Raw genomic sequence first — 15,486 nt, forward strand, 5'->3', positions numbered from 1 at the left:
ATAATTTGTGCTGAGGTACAGGAAAGCACGTTACGAAAGTGACGGGCTTTTTGCTTTTTTGGGTTTGAGTAAAAAATCAGCCATGATTGTAAGAGCAGCACCACACCATGGTAGTGTGACTTATACAAAGCAAGCCCATGTGAGAGTAGAACATTGCTAAACTTTTCTTTATATAAGACCTTTCATGATAATAAGCGAATAAGTCGGCTTTTTGCTATATTTCCTTGCACTAACAGGTAGTAAGCTTATAGATCAGTTTGATAACTTCACCAATAAAACTTATGTTTTAATCGCTAATAAGAAAGAGTCTAAATAAGTTTTTAAATCTGAAATGAACGATATAACGATAATAATCAACTCATTCATAAATTAGGAAAAGAAATCAATTTAAATCGTTTATCCTCTCGTTCTGGTCTCCTCAAATTGATAGGTAGTATGAATATCAGCTGTAGTGTCATTGGTAATCTTTCAGCATGACTAGCTGGTTAAGTATTGCATTCCGAAATGCTGTTAAATTTGTAAGACATGTCTTACGTGCGTGTGAGAAATTTCAATTTCGTTCAAGGTAATATTGCCTTCTGATTATGTAACTACCTGATAAATAGTGTTTATAATTTTTATTGTTCTTTTTTCACTTAGATTACAAATAAAAACGATTTGTAACTTGCTTCGAAAAATCAAAAGGCAGTGTATTATTAAACATGTCAGGAAGACACAGAGCAAGTAGCTCTTTTAGGGAAAACTAATGGATTTAGTTTTAGTGATAGGATTTCACTACAGGAAGATAAACAAGGATGTGACTCGATGATGGAACATTGAGATCAGGAAGATTATGTCTAGGAGGCAGCAAGGGATAAGTTAATGGATTAACTTTTTAAGGATGAATTATGGATGAAACTAAGGACGAAGAGTAGGGATTACTCAAGAGGATTTCTTTTTAAGAAATAGCTAAGGATAGTATTTAACGGATTAATGAGAACACTGAATAGAGTGCAGGATGCACAAAGCTAGTTATGAAAATGCAGCTCTTAGAGCTGCATTTTTTTATGCCTGTTTTTTATGGGAGCCTTGACTCATAATTGGTTATCACTTTATATTAATTGAGTTCAACTTTTATATTCATTAAAGGGTTCAAGATGACAACTTCACGGCATGGTTTAACTATCGGTATCGAACGGATCGACTCTAATGTTTTTTTATCTCTCAAAGTGATAGGTAAATTGACGCACGAAGATTATGAAGTCATAACACCCATGATAGATGCCGCAATGAAAGAAGTTCCTACGGCTCGAATTAAAGCCATATTTGATGTTACTGAAATGCATGGCTGGGAATTAAGGGCGGCATGGGACGATTTTAAATTAGGGGTAAAACATGGTAGTGAGTTTGATAGAGTCGCTATTTATGGCCATAAACATTGGCAAGAAATTATCGCTAATATTGGCTCTTGGTTCATATCAGGTGACGTCGAGTTTTTCGAAGAACATCAAAAAGCAATTGAATGGTTAAATGAATAAACCAGCCCCTTACAACTTAAAATATTCTCTAGTTTAAAAATGATTTCTTGGTTGAAAAAAACATCTTTAATATTGCACCCCTATCGAAAAGCCCTTTATGTAATATCTGTATTGCTTATTATCAATATTCTTTATAGGTTAATTATACTTAAAGCCGATAATACTGAATCTGAGCATTATATAACGATGCTCAACTTGTTGTTACTCGCATGGACGGCTTTGTTAAATTTTATTCTACATGCATTTGTTAGTAGTGATATCAAGAATAAGAAAAAAATATTCTTATTTTCTCGAATAAAAAAACTACTCACAAGGTGGTTTGAATATTTATTGATGCTTCTTTTTTGTAGTCTTAGTTTAGCGACAATTATCCTAACTATTAGAATGTTAAAACTTTATGCCGCATGATCATTATTACCTAAGGGATCTGTATTTTCAGGTAATTCACAATGCTGTATATTACGTCTTCGACAAATAAATAAATTATTACCTGATAATTTTTTAGCTTCCGATTTTGCTTTTGAGGCTAGGTCAGCAATTTGGTGGTAAGAGCTATAACTTTTAGAATCAGGCTGTATTACACCTATTGCTAAACTTACCAAAGGGTGAAAAATCTTTTTACCACTTCTATCCATAGCAAAATAGCCAGATTGTTGCTGATGTTCATCACAAATAAAAGACATACTTTGCTCTGCAAAATCTTTTAATATTTTCTGACAAATAGCTTCAACTTTATTATTTTTAAACATAATAATGAAATCGTCACCACCGATATGTCCTACAAAACAATATTTATTATTTGTGTTTAACATTATGCAATTTGCTAATGCTTTAAGTAAAAGATCCCCTTTAGCGTAGCCATAGATGTCATTAAAAGGCTTAAAATGATTTAAGTCGAGATATGCTAACTGAAAGTCTCGTTGCTTACTCAGCATGTAATCTATTTCTTTTTCAATTACTACATTGCCTGGTAAGCCTGTCAGCGGATTAGCATAACGAGCTTGTTCAAGTTTCGAATCGGTAATGCTCCTGAGTAGATCTCGAGGTGAAACAACACCTAGATATTTACCTTTTTCTATAATGATTGAAGGATGAGTAAATTCATAATTTGCTCTTGCGGTGAGTAGGGCACTTACTTGCTCAAGTTGCATAGAATGATCGATGATCATCGGACTCGAAGACATGATATCTTTTGTTAGTTTTCGAGCAAACAACGCTCTGCCGTAAATATCAGAGTATGATTCCATTAGTTCATTTCTGTAAATCATGCCCACTGGCTTATTATTATTTAAAACAGGTATCGCTTGTAAATGCGGTGTGTTTGTAAAAATATCATAAGTCTCATTAACACTTTGGTTATATTCAACGGTAATCGCTGAAGTAACTAATGACGCTATAGTCCCTAATCTAGATTCTTTATCAGTATAAGTGTCGATGTCTAATACGGGATAAGTTCTTGCTGGAAATTCGTTTGGTTTTGCTAAAAAGTAACCTTGGCTGTAAACCATGCCTAATTCACGTAATAGCTCAAACTCCTCTTTAGTTTCTATACCTTCGGCAATAATATAGGCGTTAGATATTCTACCTAATTCAAATAGAATCTTTAAAAACTCACGTTTCATGACATCCTGATCACATTGATCAATGAAGTATCTGTCGATTTTAACAATATCTGGGCGTAGATAACTCCATTGTTTAAGGCCTGAATAGCCAGCACCTAAATCATCAATGGCGATGTCAAAGCCAAACTGGCGATACTTGTTCAATGCTTTGAGTAATATGTCACTTTCAGGGAAAGGGGATTTCTCACTGATTTCAATAACGACTTGCTGGGGAGATAAGCCTGCTTTTTCTACCAACTTTATAGTTTCACCATAAGGATGATCATTGGTAAGCATAACATTTAAGCAAATATTCAAAAAAAGTTTGCCGGTTAATTTTAATTCGACAAATCGGTTAATAGCACTTTCGCGGCAAAGTAACTCTAATTCAGAGAGTAAGTTATGCTCTTCAGCTTTATCAAAAAGTTTTTCAGGTGAGAATAACTTAGAGTCTTTGGGACCACGAGTTAGTGCTTCATAACCGACAATAATTTCATGTTCGATATCAAAAATGGGCTGGAATACGGTTGTGATCCGCTTGTTTTCTATAATTTCTTGAACAATTGCTTTCATAACGTTACCTCATAATACATTACGAGCGTAACTTTAAGACTTTTACATGATAGTTTTATGACAATAAGAAGAATTGCTAACTACTAAATAGCTGCAGTTAGCAATATTTTGAACGGTTGGTTTATTTAGTTGCAGCTTTCATTGTCGTAACAAAATCAGTTAAGGCTGTTAACATGGCGGTATGATCATCAAGATTATTTTCAATTATTTTAACCACAGCAGAGCCACTTATTGCGCCGCTAGCACCAGCAGTTAACGCATCCTTGACTTGTTGAGGCGCTGAAATACCAAAACCTAATACAGGTGGAGCAGCTTGATATTCATTCAAAGTAGATATCAATTGCTCGGCAGGGTTTGATTGTGAATCTACGTCTGCTGATTTAGCAACAGCATCAACACCCGTTACACCAGCACGACTCAATACATAAGTATAACCAAGGCTGTAAGATGATACTTCGCGTAAACTCTCTTCACTGGCATTAGGTGGAGCAATAAAAATAGGCGCTACACCATGCTTTAAAGCCGCTTCTCTAAAAGGCTTACTTTCACGAATAGGTAAATCAGCAATCAGAACCGAATCAACACCTACTGCAGCCATATCACGGTAGAAATTCTCAATACCTCGAGCAAAAACTAGGTTTCCGTAAAGCAATAAGCCAATTGGGATATTTGGCGCATACTCACGCACTTTAGCTAATATGTCGATACAAATATCGGTGTTGATACCTGAGTTTAACGCTCTTAGACCGGCCATTTGGATAGTAATACCATCCGCACTAGGATCAGAGAATGGGATCCCTAATTCAAGCGCATCTGCGCCAGCATCAATCAAGGTCTTTATCACTTTTAACGACTGTTCGGCATTAGGGTCGCCTATCGTTACGAAAGGAATAAAAGCCTTTTCTGATGTAGATTTTAATGTTGAAAAAGCATCTTGATAACGATAACCTGCTTGTTTTTCTATTAACTGGGTCATTATGCTTCTCCTCGGTGCTTAACGCTTGATGCTTCACCTGTTGGTTCATTAGGGTGTAAAACGGCATGTACGTGGGCAAGATCTTTATCACCTCGACCTGACAAGTTTACTAGGTAAATAGTTTCTTTTGTTGCGGATTCGGCCATTTTTAACGCTTGAGCTAAGGCGTGTGACGATTCAAGTGCAGGAATGATCCCTTCACTTTGCGCAAGTGTTTGAAAAGCGTTTAAGGCTTCATCATCATTAATTGGCACATACTGTGCGCGACCAGTTTCTTTTAGAAAGGCATGTTGAGGGCCAACTGCAGGGTAATCAAGGCCAGCAGAGATTGAATATGACTCTTCAATTTGGCCGTATTTATCTTGCATAATATAGGTGTAATTGCCGTGTAGCATGCCTTTACTACCTGCAACTAAAGTCGCGCCGTGTTGGTTAGTATCAATACCCTTACCACCGGCTTCTACACCAATAAGTTTTACTTCTTCATGCTGAATAAAATCATTAAACATGCCGATAGCATTTGAGCCACCTCCAACTGCAGCAATAACATAGTCTGGTAAGCGGCCTTCTTCTTCAAGAAATTGTACTTTTGCTTCTTCACCAATCATTTTTTGGAATTCGCGAACTATGGTTGGGAATGGGTGAGGTCCAGCAGCAGTGCCTAGTAAATAATGAGCATTTTCATAATTAGCTGACCAGTCACGTAATGCTTCATTAACAGCATCTTTTAAAGTACCTGAGCCAGCGGTTACCGGAATAACTTCTGCGCCCATTAGTTTCATTCGAAATACATTTGGCTGTTGACGTTCACAATCGACAGCACCCATATATACTTTACATTTTAATCCCAATAAAGAGCAGGCAATAGCTGTGGCTACACCATGTTGCCCAGCACCCGTTTCAGCAATGATTTCTGTTTTACCCATGCGTTTTGCCAGTAGCGCTTGACCCAGTACTTGGTTAGTTTTATGTGCGCCGCCATGCAATAAATCTTCTCGTTTTAAATAAATTTTTGCTAAGGGGTTTTTAACTATATTTCTACAGCAAGTTAGTGGTGTAGGACGACCTGCATATTTTGTCAGTAGGTTATTAAACTCAGTTAAAAAAGCTTCATCAGATTGAGATTCAATAAAGGCTTGTTCCAGTTGTTCTAAGGCTGGGACTAATAATTCCCCAACAAACATGCCACCAAATTCGCCGAAATAGGCAGGTAAAGTTTCTTTTGTCGTGTTTTTCATTGTCTTAATAATTCCTGATTTTTGCAAAAACTTGGCTTAGTTTTTCATTAGATTTGATGCCTGGACTTGTTTCGACACCTGAGTTGAGATCTAAGCCAAATAAATCTACATTGTTTAATTGTATTAAGGCGTCAGTAATGTTGTCATTATTGAGGCCTCCGGCTAATAAGCTCATTGATAAGTCTTGCTCGCATTCGGCTAACAATTGCCAATCAAAAGCTTGGCCACTTCCTGGAGACTTACCATCTAATACATGGTATTTAGCTTGCGAGCTTAACGCAGGCACGTGATCTAAAACGGCACTGGCTTGCCATATTTCACATGCGTCACAGTCATTATCAGCGAACATTTGCTTGAGCGTGTTAATATATTCATCATCTTCATTACCATGAAGCTGAACAGCAAATAAGTTTAAGCTTTTCACTAACTTGGTGATTTCATTTAGCTCATGATTAACAAATACACCTACGTATTCTAAATGAGGCTGATTTAACGTTGGCGTTATAATGTTTTGTGCCTGTTTTTCTGTGACAAAGCGGGGGGATTTTTTAGCGAAAATTAGTCCACCAAATCTAGCCCCTGATGTTGCAGCAACTTTGGCATACTCAGGTGCGGTTAAACCACACACTTTATTATTACCAAAAATAAGTTTTCGACAAGCTAAATCAATATCATTATAACGATTATTATCCATCGCCATTAACGAGCTACCCACTAAAAATCCATCGACAGCGGGGGCCAATTCCCGTACTTGAGCGTTCGTGTAGATACCTGACTCAGAAATGATAATTCTGTCATCAGGTAAAGTAGGCGCAAAATCAAACGTTTTTGAGATATCTGTACTGAGGTCTCGTAAATCTCGGTTGTTAATACCGATCATCTGGGCGTTGAGTGAAATCGCACGATCTCGCTCTTGCTCATTGGATATTTCAGTTAAAATAGCTAAATTGTATTGCTGGGCTACTGCGGCTAACTCAAGATATTCATCATCACTTAAGACACTCAGCATTAATAAAATAGCATCAGCGCCATAATGTCGGGCTAAATGTACTTGGTAAGTATCAACAAAAAAATCTTTATTAAGCACTGGGCAGCTAACGGTTTCTGTTACTAACTTTAAGTAGTCAAAGTTACCTTGAAAGTACTTTTCATCAGTGAGTACAGAGATTGCAGCTGCATATTTATCATAGGTTTGGCAAATGGACTTCACATCAAAGTCAGGGCGAATCAAGCCTTTTGACGGAGAAGCTTTTTTACATTCTAAAATAAAACCTGCTTCAGGCTTATCTTCTGTACGACGAAGTGCCGCGTACATGTCTTTTGTTGTTGGGGTTAGTTCATCGATAAAACTTGCAAGTGGTTTAGCAACTTTAAGGGCGTCTATCTCAATACGCTTATCAGCGACGATTTTTTCTAATATATTTGCCATGTTAGCAAGTTTCCTTATTTGATAAAGCGACTAATTGCAACAAGGTATCTATGCCTTTACCGCTTTTTAATACTTCAGCTGCTTGCTGTGCTGCTGTTTTCAAATCACTAGCCTTATCATGTAAATACAGTAGTGCTGCACAGTTAATCACTACAGCAGCATTATGAGCTTCTTGTCCTTCACCCGATAATATCGCCTTGATGATATCGGCATTTTCTTGTGGTGTGCCACCTTTAATCTCTTCTAGGCTGAAGTTGTTCAGGCCAAAACCTTGTGGTGAAAGTGTTCGCTCAATCAATTGTCCATCTTTTATTTCAATAGCCTGAGTGTCACCGTGTAATGCTATTTCATCTAAGCCACTGCCGTGTACTACAAAAGCGCGAGTTACGCCCGTTAGCAATAGCGCCTGTGCAATTGGCTTTAATAATTCAGGTGTGTACACCCCTAATAGCATAACTTGTGGAGATGCAGGGTTTACCAAGGGACCAAGTATATTAAACAAGGTACGAATCCCCATGGCTTTTCTTACCGGGGCGGCATGCTTAAAACCACTGTGATAAGCAGGAGCAAATAAGAAACATAAATTGGCTTCATCTAAACAATGCTTAGCCGTTGTAGGTGACATATTAAGATTTACACCAAAGGCTTCCAATAAATCAGCTGAGCCAGACATACTGGAAACACTACGATTACCATGTTTTGCCATTTTTAAACCACAGGCCGCACTTAATATCGCTGCCGTTGTCGAAATATTAATGGTATTAGCACCGTCGCCACCCGTACCAACACAGTCAGCAACGGCGTAGTTTGTTTGCGGAAAACTGGTCGCGGCTTCTCTGATGGCAACAGCGGCACCGGCAATTTCCTCTGGTGTTTCACCTTTAATTTTTAATGCCGTTAATACACTGGCGAGTAAAGCTGGTTCAATATCACCACTTAGTACTTGTTGGAAAAACTGTTCAGTGTCTTGTTGCGAGATATCTTGGTTATCTACTAACTGAGGTAAAGGGTTAGTATTACTCATATTATGCTCCTTTTACTTTGGTATTTAAGCGCTCGCTTAAAGCCAATAAATAGTCAAAACTTTGCGCTAATAATGTTGCGCCAAAAGTTGTTAAAATTGATTCTGGGTGAAATTGGTAAGCTAATACGGCATCGACTTCTCGGCATATAGCCATCGGCATAGTATTATAATCTGCAATCACTTTTATCGAGTTAGGGACTTCTGTCGCCACGAGAGAGTGATAACGAGCAACCGGTAATGGGTTTTGAATATTGATAAAAGCGCCTTCGCCGCAATGGTTAATTGCTGAGGCTTTACCATGTACTATTTCATCAGCACGGCCGACTTTGCCACCATAATGCTCTATTAAGGCTTGATGACCTAAACAAATACCTAGCATAGGAATTTTACCAGCACACAGTTTAATTAATGCCATTAAGCAACCGGCATTCTTTGGTTCACCGGGACCTGGAGATAATACTAATATAATGTTTTCGTCAGTTTGCTCTGCATGTTCTAGCATTCGATTGAAAATAAATTCGGCATCTAATGTATTTCTATAAACTGTAGGCTCAAAACCTAAGCATTGAAATTCATCTACTAGGTTATAGGTAAATGAGTCAAGATTATCGAGCATAAATAACTTTGTATTTTGGCTAACATTTATCGATGACATTATCTTGCTCCTTTATTTGAGCTAAGCACAGCACTGATCACCGCTTGCGCTTTTTGTCTTGTTTCATCGGCTTCAGCTTGAGGAATTGAGTCATAGACAACACCTGCACCAGCTTGTACCTGAGCAATATTATCTTTAACAAATGCCGAGCGAATAACAATACAGGTATCCATTTCCCCCTCTCCGGTTAGATAGCCAACGGCTCCGCCATAACTTCCACGACGTTTTCCTTCAATTTCTCGGATAAGTGAAGTCGCTTTTACTTTAGGCGCACCAGAAAGCGTCCCCATATTCATACATGCCTGATACGCATGTAATGCATCTAATTCTTCTAATAGCGTCCCACACACTCTTGAGACTAAATGCATAACGTGGGAGTAACGGTCAACTTTTAATAAGTCTGCTACATGGCGAGTACCTGCTTTACATACGCGAGCAATATCATTGCGAGCTAGATCAACGAGCATAATATGCTCAGCGGACTCTTTTTTGTCTTGTCGTAATTCAAGCTCTATACGTGAGTCTAAATCTAAAGAAATACTACCATCTTTATTAAACCCTCGAGGACGAGTACCAGCGATAGGGTATATCTCAACTTGTCGTTTACCTTCAGAGGAATTCTGCTGGTATTTGATTGCCGACTCAGGGGAGGCACCAAACATGCAAAAGTCGCTATCTTTAAGGTAAAACATATATGGACTTGGGTTACTGATTTTTAACGCTTGATAAGCAGCAATACTATCAATGCAGGGCAATGAAAACGTTCTTGATGGCACTACTTGAAAAATATCACCGGCGCGGATGTTTTCTTTTAACTGCTCAACATTTTGACAAAATTCTTGGTCACTGATATCTACAGAAACTTCTTGAGCGTTTGATGTATTGTCCTTATTTATTGCACTTAAGTGTGCAACCTGCTCGGCTGTAACATCACCGGATAATAATTGTTTTATTTCAGCTACGCGCTGCGTTAATTGTTGCTGAACATTGTTTTGTGTCTCTTCGTCAGCATCCGAACAGGAGAAGCTATTAGCGATAACTTCTGTACTTTTTTCTTCATGGTCTATAACGACAAGTGTTTCAGCTAAATAATAAACAAAGTCAGGACAAGTATTATCGCCATCAGTAACTGCAGGTAAATCTTCACTGATACTGATCATATCAAATGCAAAAGCACCGCCTAGAAAAATTGCGAAATGATGCTTGTCGCTGTTTTCGATTCGTTTAAATAATCGTAAGCTTTCAAAAGGGTTTACCGCCATTAGACGTGACTTTTCATCAAGTTCAGTAGGTGTGTCGGGAAAAATGGCTGTTAAGCTTTGTTTATCTTTAGAAAGCGTAAGTGTCGCATGTGCTGATAGTTGACTGGTGACAAACTGCAAAGCAGCCTGGCCATTAAGGGTCAAGGCAGTAAAAGTAACAGTATTACCATTGCAGACTATTTTTAAAGCTGCATCGGTTAACAATAAGCTTTTTAATAAATGTTTTTGATCTATTTCTGCTGATTCGAGTAATAGATTATTATTTTTATTCTGGCAAAGCAGTTGATAAACACTTAACGGATCGCTTTGGTAGTTTGTGCTGTCAGTTAATGTGATAACTTTAGCGGTATTTTGTTTAATTTGTGTCATTATTTTCTTCTTTATTGATTATCTTAAAAGTGAAGTCATCCAGCGTAGATAGGCTGTAGCCACCAAAGAAACCATGTTCTTGTTTTGTTCATTGTATTTATCTCTGAGTATTTTATGTTAAATCTTACGGTCTTAAAATGCAGAAAACCCGCTAATTTTAGCGGGTTTTGAAATTTGTATTTTATCCGCTTAGCTTTAGTAAAGCTTTTAGCGAGATACACGCAATCATCACAACCCACTTAAGTAGAGTTATGCCACCACCAACGTTGTTGGCTTAGTGTTAAATTTAATTGCTTTGTTAGTATCATTGTTTCGCTCTTATCAGTAAACTTGCACTACAACATAGTCGCTTGCAAACATCCCCTATAGAAGACCTTATTATGGCGTTGCTGTCAACCACTGATTTTCCTCTTGCTATTAAAAAAAATGATGGCCCTCCTCATGGCCGCATTGACCTGCATAGTCATACTCATTGCTCTGATGGTAGTTTATCGCCGCAAACCTTGATAGATAGGGCTGTAAACTATCAGATAGACGTTTTAGCTATTACTGATCATGATACTGTCGCGGGTTTTGATATAGCACAAGAGTATATATTGGAAAAAAATATTCCAATTACTTTGATTTCAGGTATCGAAGTTTCAACTGCGTGGCAGGGCTTTGAAATTCACATTGTTGGTTTAAATATTAATGTTGAGCATGAGTCAATACAAACGTTAATTGTGGAACAGCAAAACGCGAGAGAGCAACGGGCTATTTCAATAGGTGAGAAATTGGCTAAGTGTGGGTTTCCAAATGCGTATTCGGATGCTAAAGAACTGGCTGGCGATGGTTCAATTACTAGAGCACATTTTGCAAAAGTACTATATCAACAAGGTCATGTAAGTACGATGCAAAAAGCTTTTGATCAATATTTAGGTAAAAAAGGTCGTAACGTCCAACGAGCCTATGTGAAGCCCAATTGGTGCTCTATTGAAGACGCTATTGCAGCTATTCATGCCTCAGGTGGTACTGCAGTAATGGCACATCCAATTCGTTATGATTTATCGGCTAAATGGCTAAGGCGCTTAATTGTTCATTTTAAAGAAGTACAAGGGGATGCGTTAGAAGTAGTTTTACCACAAATGAATCCCCAACAAAGACAAACAATGCTAAACTATTGTTTAGAATATGATTTGTACGCATCAACAGGATCTGATTTTCACCAGCCTAATAAATGGTCAGATTTAGGGCGCAATTTGATGTTGCCAGATAATGCCAAACCTATATGGGCACTTTGGTCGTAAGTTGTAGAGCACGCTATTATTGATAGGAAAATATCATGAGTCAGTTTTTTTATGTACACCCAGATAATCCGCAAGGTCGCTTGATGAAACAAGCAGTATCTATTATTAATCAAGGTGGTGTTATCGTCTATCCAACCGATTCTGGTTATGCTTTAGGCTGCCATTTAGGTGATAAAAAAGCATTAGAGCGCATTTGCCAAATTAGAGACATTAGTAAAGAGCATAACTTCACGCTTGTCTGTCAGGATTTATCGCAGCTCTCTGAGTACACTCGTGTTGATAACAGTGCTTACCGTTTGTTAAAAGCCAACACCCCAGGCGCTTACACGTTTATTTTTAAAGGTAGCAAAGAAGTACCTAAACGCTTACTTAATCCTAAAAAGAAAACTATTGGTATTCGTGTGCCTGATAATAATATTTGCCAAGCCTTGTTGGCAGAACTTGCAGAGCCTATAATGTCTACCAGTTTGATCATGCCGGGTGAAAGTATGGCAGAATATGATCCTGAAAGTATTCGTGATTTATTAGAGCACCAAGTGGATTTAATCATTAATGGTGGCCATTTAGGAGAGCACCCTACCACAGTAGTTGATTTCTCTAATGATGAAATTGGAGTGATTAGAGTTGGGGAAGGAGACCCTTCACCTTTTCAATAGTAGCTTTCAAAAACTTTTAATAATGCCTAAATGAGTCAGAAGTATACTTCAAGGGAGTCGCTACTGACGTAACAGAGTAAAAATGATGTCACAAGACAAGAAAAAAACAACGAGTAAACGCGATGCTAGCGAAAGTAAAACTGCTAATAAATACGGCAGTCGTGGCGTAGGTAAGAAAGGTACCACTAAAAAAGGCTTGAGCAAGCCTAATCAGGGGAAAGGTCAAGGAAAGGGTAAAAAAGAAGTTGAAAAGCCAGTCAAAGTAGACTTTCAAAAATCGACCGTGAAAGACTCTGAAAAACTTCAGAAAGTATTAGCTAGGGCAGGTAAAGGATCACGTCGCGAATTAGAAACGATGATCAGCTCAGGTCGTGTTAGCGTTAATGGTAAAACCGCATTTTTAGGTGACAGAATTGATGGTAGTGAGCAAATTCGTATTGATGGTCATCAAGTAAAGCTAACAGCACAAGATGATGATATTTGCCGAGTCTTAATGTACAACAAGCCTGAAGGGGAAATGTGTACCCGTAAAGATCCTGAGGGTAGACCAACAGTATTCGACCGCTTACCACCACTAGATAGTGGTCGTTGGGTTGCCGTGGGAAGATTAGATATAAACACCTCTGGAATGCTTTTATTTACCACCGATGGTGAACTTGCTAATCGCTTGATGCATCCCTCTCAAAAAGTAGAACGTGAATACGCGGTTCGTGTTTTTGGTGAAATTAATGAAGCCATGTTACAAACCCTTCGTACCGGCGTGAAATTAGAAGATGGTCCAGCACGTTTTCAAAAAATAACTTACCGTGGCGGTGAAGGGCGTAATCATTGGTTCCATGTGGTGCTTTCTGAAGGACGTAATCGCGAGGTTCGTCGTTTATGGGAAAGCCAAGAAGTACAAGTTAGTCGATTAATTCGTGTCCGATATGGTGATATGGATATGCAGCGACAATTACCTCTAGGTGGTTGGACTGAGTTAGGTTTAAAAGAAGTAAATTATTACCGTAAGTTAGTTCAGCTAAAACCTGAAACGCAATCTAAAGTTAAAGTCGATGAAAAAGCGATGGATAATGCTAAGAGTCGACGAATTCGTCGTTCTGTTAAAAAGCATCAACAACGTCATCAACAGGCAACGCGTCGTAGACGAAAATAATTGCTTGTGGCTCACAATAAAATAACACCAAGGTGAGCCCTTAGTACTTTAATCGATTTGTAATTAATAAAGAATGGACTATGCAGTATCAACTAATTGAAAATGATGAAACTTTAGAATTACTCTGTCAACAATACAGTAAAGCGAGTGTTTTAGCTGTTGATACTGAATTTGTACGTACCCGTACTTTATATCCGAAATTGGGTTTACTACAGGTATTTGATGGTAAACAATTAGCCTTGATTGATCCCATTGCCATTGATGATTTATCACCATTTTGGCAATTACTCACCAACAAGAATATCATTAAAGTACTTCATGCGTGCTCAGAAGATTTAGAAGTGTTTTTAACTAGCGCTAAATGTAAACCTGTGAACTTAATTGATAGCCAAATTATGATGTCATTTTTAGGTCATGGTTTATCAATGGGTTATGCTGCAATGGTAGAGCACTTCACAGGAATTGCACTTGATAAATCAGAATCTCGTACCGATTGGACCAAAAGGCCTTTAAGCCAAAAGCAACTAAATTATGCAAGTGCTGATGTCGAGCATTTATTTGCAATTTACCCAAAGCTTTTAAAGGAGCTACAGGCGGTTGAACGTGTTGAGTATGCCAAGCAAGAGACATCTTTATTAATTGAGCGAAAATTCACTCCGATTGATGATAGCCAGCTTTACCGTCAAATAAAAATGGCGTGGCGTTTAAACGCACAACAATTAAATAGTTTGCAACATCTCGTTCAGTGGCGATATCAACAAGCTAAAACTCGGGATTTACCTTTAGGTTTTGTTGTTAAAGAAAATACTTTAATGGCTGTAGCTAAAAGTAATCCACAAAATTATGCTGCAATGAGTCGACTTGACGGCGCTGAAGTACTTGATATTCGACATAAAGGTAAAGCGATGTTGTCAGTATTAAAAAAAGCATCACAAGTTAATAGTCACGATTACCCTACAAAAATACAGCGATTAGATGAGTATCCAGGCTACAAGCAGGTATTTAAAAAAGTGAAAACTTTTATACTTTCAGTGAGTGAAAAACACGATATATCTGTGGAGAATTTAGCCTCAAAAAAACAAATCAACCAGTTTTTAAGCTGGCATTTTGATTTAAATGAGGCAAAAAAGTTGAGTGTAGATACGGGCTATTGCCCAGATATTTTAACACTTTGGCGCAATGAGTTATTTGGTAAAGCCTTGCTAGAATATGCTGAACTTGGATTTAAAGGCTAGCGATAAAAGTTTTAATTTCTTCTTTTAGCTCGACATTATCAATAGTCTCACTTGCTTGCTCTGCTTTTTTAGCAAAATCCATGGCTTTATCTGACTCTTCAAACTCTTGTTGTCTTTGCGCCATGGCGAGATAAATAGAAGCGGTAAAGGTTGGCAGCTTCAATGAACTGGCACTGTTTAAAGCTATTTCATAGATATCCATCGCTAAATCACCATCTTCGGTAAAATCAGCTAATGCTTCCCATTGTAAAGGGTGATCTTTTGGAGTGCCTTGGTTGGTAGCACAAAGTTTTTGCAGATTTTTGCAAGCATCACTTCTGGCGTCATCATCATTATTAGCTGATGCATTAGCAATACTATGGCATATGTCTAGAATTTCATCGTATAAAGGAGCTTTCATTGGTTTACCTAAAGTATGTAATTTATTGTGTCATTGTATCGCATATTAGCCGTACAGCGTGATATATTAATGACTCTTATTCATTTTATACAAATAACCCCATAGGTCTCCA

13 protein-coding genes are annotated in these 15,486 nt (G+C 37.9%); 5 read left to right on the forward strand and 8 right to left on the reverse strand.

Translation table 11 applies throughout. The features are described from left to right. Window positions 1-1,136 precede the first annotated feature (1,136 nt). Window positions 1,137-1,517 (forward strand): SpoIIAA family protein, encoded by a 381-nt coding sequence (locus AC27IF_RS16840; RefSeq protein ID WP_487055511.1) that lies wholly within the window; start codon window positions 1,137-1,139, stop codon window positions 1,515-1,517. Window positions 1,518-1,912: 395 nt separating this feature from the next. Here AC27IF_RS16840 and AC27IF_RS16845 read toward each other — a convergent pair whose 3' ends face one another. The 7 genes from AC27IF_RS16845 to AC27IF_RS16875 all read right to left on the reverse strand — a co-directional run bounded on the left by AC27IF_RS16845 (window position 1,913) and on the right by AC27IF_RS16875 (window position 10,644). Then, a complete protein-coding gene (locus tag AC27IF_RS16845; RefSeq protein WP_487055512.1) occupies window positions 1,913-3,691 on the reverse strand; it encodes an EAL domain-containing protein in 1,779 nt (592 codons plus the stop codon). A 121-nt stretch (window positions 3,692-3,812) separates the two neighbouring features. Continuing rightward, on the reverse strand, window positions 3,813-4,667 hold the full coding sequence (trpA, locus tag AC27IF_RS16850) for a tryptophan synthase subunit alpha (RefSeq protein WP_487055513.1): 855 nt from the start codon (window positions 4,665-4,667) through the stop codon (window positions 3,813-3,815). Further along, window positions 4,667-5,905 carry a tryptophan synthase subunit beta gene (gene trpB / locus AC27IF_RS16855; RefSeq protein ID WP_487055514.1) on the reverse strand — a complete coding sequence of 413 codons (1,239 nt, stop codon included), beginning with the start codon at window positions 5,903-5,905 and terminating at the stop codon, window positions 4,667-4,669. The genes trpA and trpB overlap by 1 nt, the downstream gene beginning before the upstream one ends. Before the next feature lie 4 nt (window positions 5,906-5,909). After that, window positions 5,910-7,334 carry a bifunctional indole-3-glycerol-phosphate synthase TrpC/phosphoribosylanthranilate isomerase TrpF gene (trpCF, locus tag AC27IF_RS16860; RefSeq protein WP_487055515.1) on the reverse strand — a complete coding sequence of 475 codons (1,425 nt, stop codon included), beginning with the start codon at window positions 7,332-7,334 and terminating at the stop codon, window positions 5,910-5,912. A 1-nt stretch (window position 7,335) separates the two neighbouring features. Further along, window positions 7,336-8,358 carry an anthranilate phosphoribosyltransferase gene (trpD, locus tag AC27IF_RS16865; RefSeq protein ID WP_487055516.1) on the reverse strand — a complete coding sequence of 341 codons (1,023 nt, stop codon included), beginning with the start codon at window positions 8,356-8,358 and terminating at the stop codon, window positions 7,336-7,338. Window position 8,359: 1 nt separating this feature from the next. Further along, the gene (locus tag AC27IF_RS16870) at window positions 8,360-9,013 is read right to left on the reverse strand and encodes an aminodeoxychorismate/anthranilate synthase component II (RefSeq protein ID WP_487055517.1); all 654 of its coding nucleotides are present in this window, start codon (window positions 9,011-9,013) and stop codon (window positions 8,360-8,362) included. Further along, window positions 9,013-10,644: an anthranilate synthase component 1 gene (locus AC27IF_RS16875; protein WP_487055518.1), complete on the reverse strand. Its 1,632-nt coding sequence runs from the start codon at window positions 10,642-10,644 to the stop codon at window positions 9,013-9,015. Before AC27IF_RS16875 ends, AC27IF_RS16870 begins: the two co-directional genes overlap by 1 nt. Window positions 10,645-11,024: 380 nt before the next feature. Between AC27IF_RS16875 and rnm the strand changes: the two genes are divergently transcribed. From rnm to rnd, 4 genes are all read left to right on the forward strand, one after another. Further along, a complete protein-coding gene (rnm, locus tag AC27IF_RS16880; RefSeq protein ID WP_487055519.1) occupies window positions 11,025-11,930 on the forward strand; it encodes an RNase RNM in 906 nt (301 codons plus the stop codon). Window positions 11,931-11,965: 35 nt separating this feature from the next. Beyond that, window positions 11,966-12,586 (forward strand): L-threonylcarbamoyladenylate synthase, encoded by a 621-nt coding sequence (locus AC27IF_RS16885; protein ID WP_487055520.1) that lies wholly within the window; start codon window positions 11,966-11,968, stop codon window positions 12,584-12,586. An 85-nt stretch (window positions 12,587-12,671) separates the two neighbouring features. After that, window positions 12,672-13,739 carry a 23S rRNA pseudouridine(2605) synthase RluB gene (gene rluB / locus AC27IF_RS16890; protein ID WP_487055564.1) on the forward strand — a complete coding sequence of 356 codons (1,068 nt, stop codon included), beginning with the start codon at window positions 12,672-12,674 and terminating at the stop codon, window positions 13,737-13,739. A gap of 80 nt (window positions 13,740-13,819) precedes the next feature. Further along, a complete protein-coding gene (gene rnd, locus AC27IF_RS16895) occupies window positions 13,820-14,974 on the forward strand; it encodes a ribonuclease D (protein ID WP_487055521.1) in 1,155 nt (384 codons plus the stop codon). On the opposite strand, the gene AC27IF_RS16900 is transcribed toward rnd, so the two are convergent. Further along, complete coding sequence (locus AC27IF_RS16900) at window positions 14,964-15,374, reverse strand: hypothetical protein (RefSeq protein WP_487055522.1); 411 nt, start codon at window positions 15,372-15,374, stop codon at window positions 14,964-14,966. The two genes, rnd and AC27IF_RS16900, sit on opposite strands and share 11 nt — an antisense overlap. Window positions 15,375-15,486: the final 112 nt, after the last annotated feature.

Source organism: Colwellia sp. KS18-150 (genome assembly GCF_057551365.1).

What these genes read in the sequence shown, in the direction of transcription:
- AC27IF_RS16840 (WP_487055511.1), top strand. Translation starts at nt 1,137, where the DNA reads ATGACAACTTCACGGCATGGTTTAACTATCGGTATCGAACGGATCGAC.
- AC27IF_RS16845 (WP_487055512.1), bottom strand. Translation starts at nt 3,691, where the DNA reads ATGAAAGCAATTGTTCAAGAAATTATAGAAAACAAGCGGATCACAACC.
- trpA (WP_487055513.1), bottom strand. Translation starts at nt 4,667, where the DNA reads ATGACCCAGTTAATAGAAAAACAAGCAGGTTATCGTTATCAAGATGCT.
- trpB (WP_487055514.1), bottom strand. Translation starts at nt 5,905, where the DNA reads ATGAAAAACACGACAAAAGAAACTTTACCTGCCTATTTCGGCGAATTT.
- trpCF (WP_487055515.1), bottom strand. Translation starts at nt 7,334, where the DNA reads ATGGCAAATATATTAGAAAAAATCGTCGCTGATAAGCGTATTGAGATA.
- trpD (WP_487055516.1), bottom strand. Translation starts at nt 8,358, where the DNA reads ATGAGTAATACTAACCCTTTACCTCAGTTAGTAGATAACCAAGATATC.
- AC27IF_RS16870 (WP_487055517.1), bottom strand. Translation starts at nt 9,013, where the DNA reads ATGTCATCGATAAATGTTAGCCAAAATACAAAGTTATTTATGCTCGAT.
- AC27IF_RS16875 (WP_487055518.1), bottom strand. Translation starts at nt 10,644, where the DNA reads ATGACACAAATTAAACAAAATACCGCTAAAGTTATCACATTAACTGAC.
- rnm (WP_487055519.1), top strand. Translation starts at nt 11,025, where the DNA reads ATGGCGTTGCTGTCAACCACTGATTTTCCTCTTGCTATTAAAAAAAAT.
- AC27IF_RS16885 (WP_487055520.1), top strand. Translation starts at nt 11,966, where the DNA reads ATGAGTCAGTTTTTTTATGTACACCCAGATAATCCGCAAGGTCGCTTG.
- rluB (WP_487055564.1), top strand. Translation starts at nt 12,672, where the DNA reads ATGTCACAAGACAAGAAAAAAACAACGAGTAAACGCGATGCTAGCGAA.
- rnd (WP_487055521.1), top strand. Translation starts at nt 13,820, where the DNA reads ATGCAGTATCAACTAATTGAAAATGATGAAACTTTAGAATTACTCTGT.
- AC27IF_RS16900 (WP_487055522.1), bottom strand. Translation starts at nt 15,374, where the DNA reads ATGAAAGCTCCTTTATACGATGAAATTCTAGACATATGCCATAGTATT.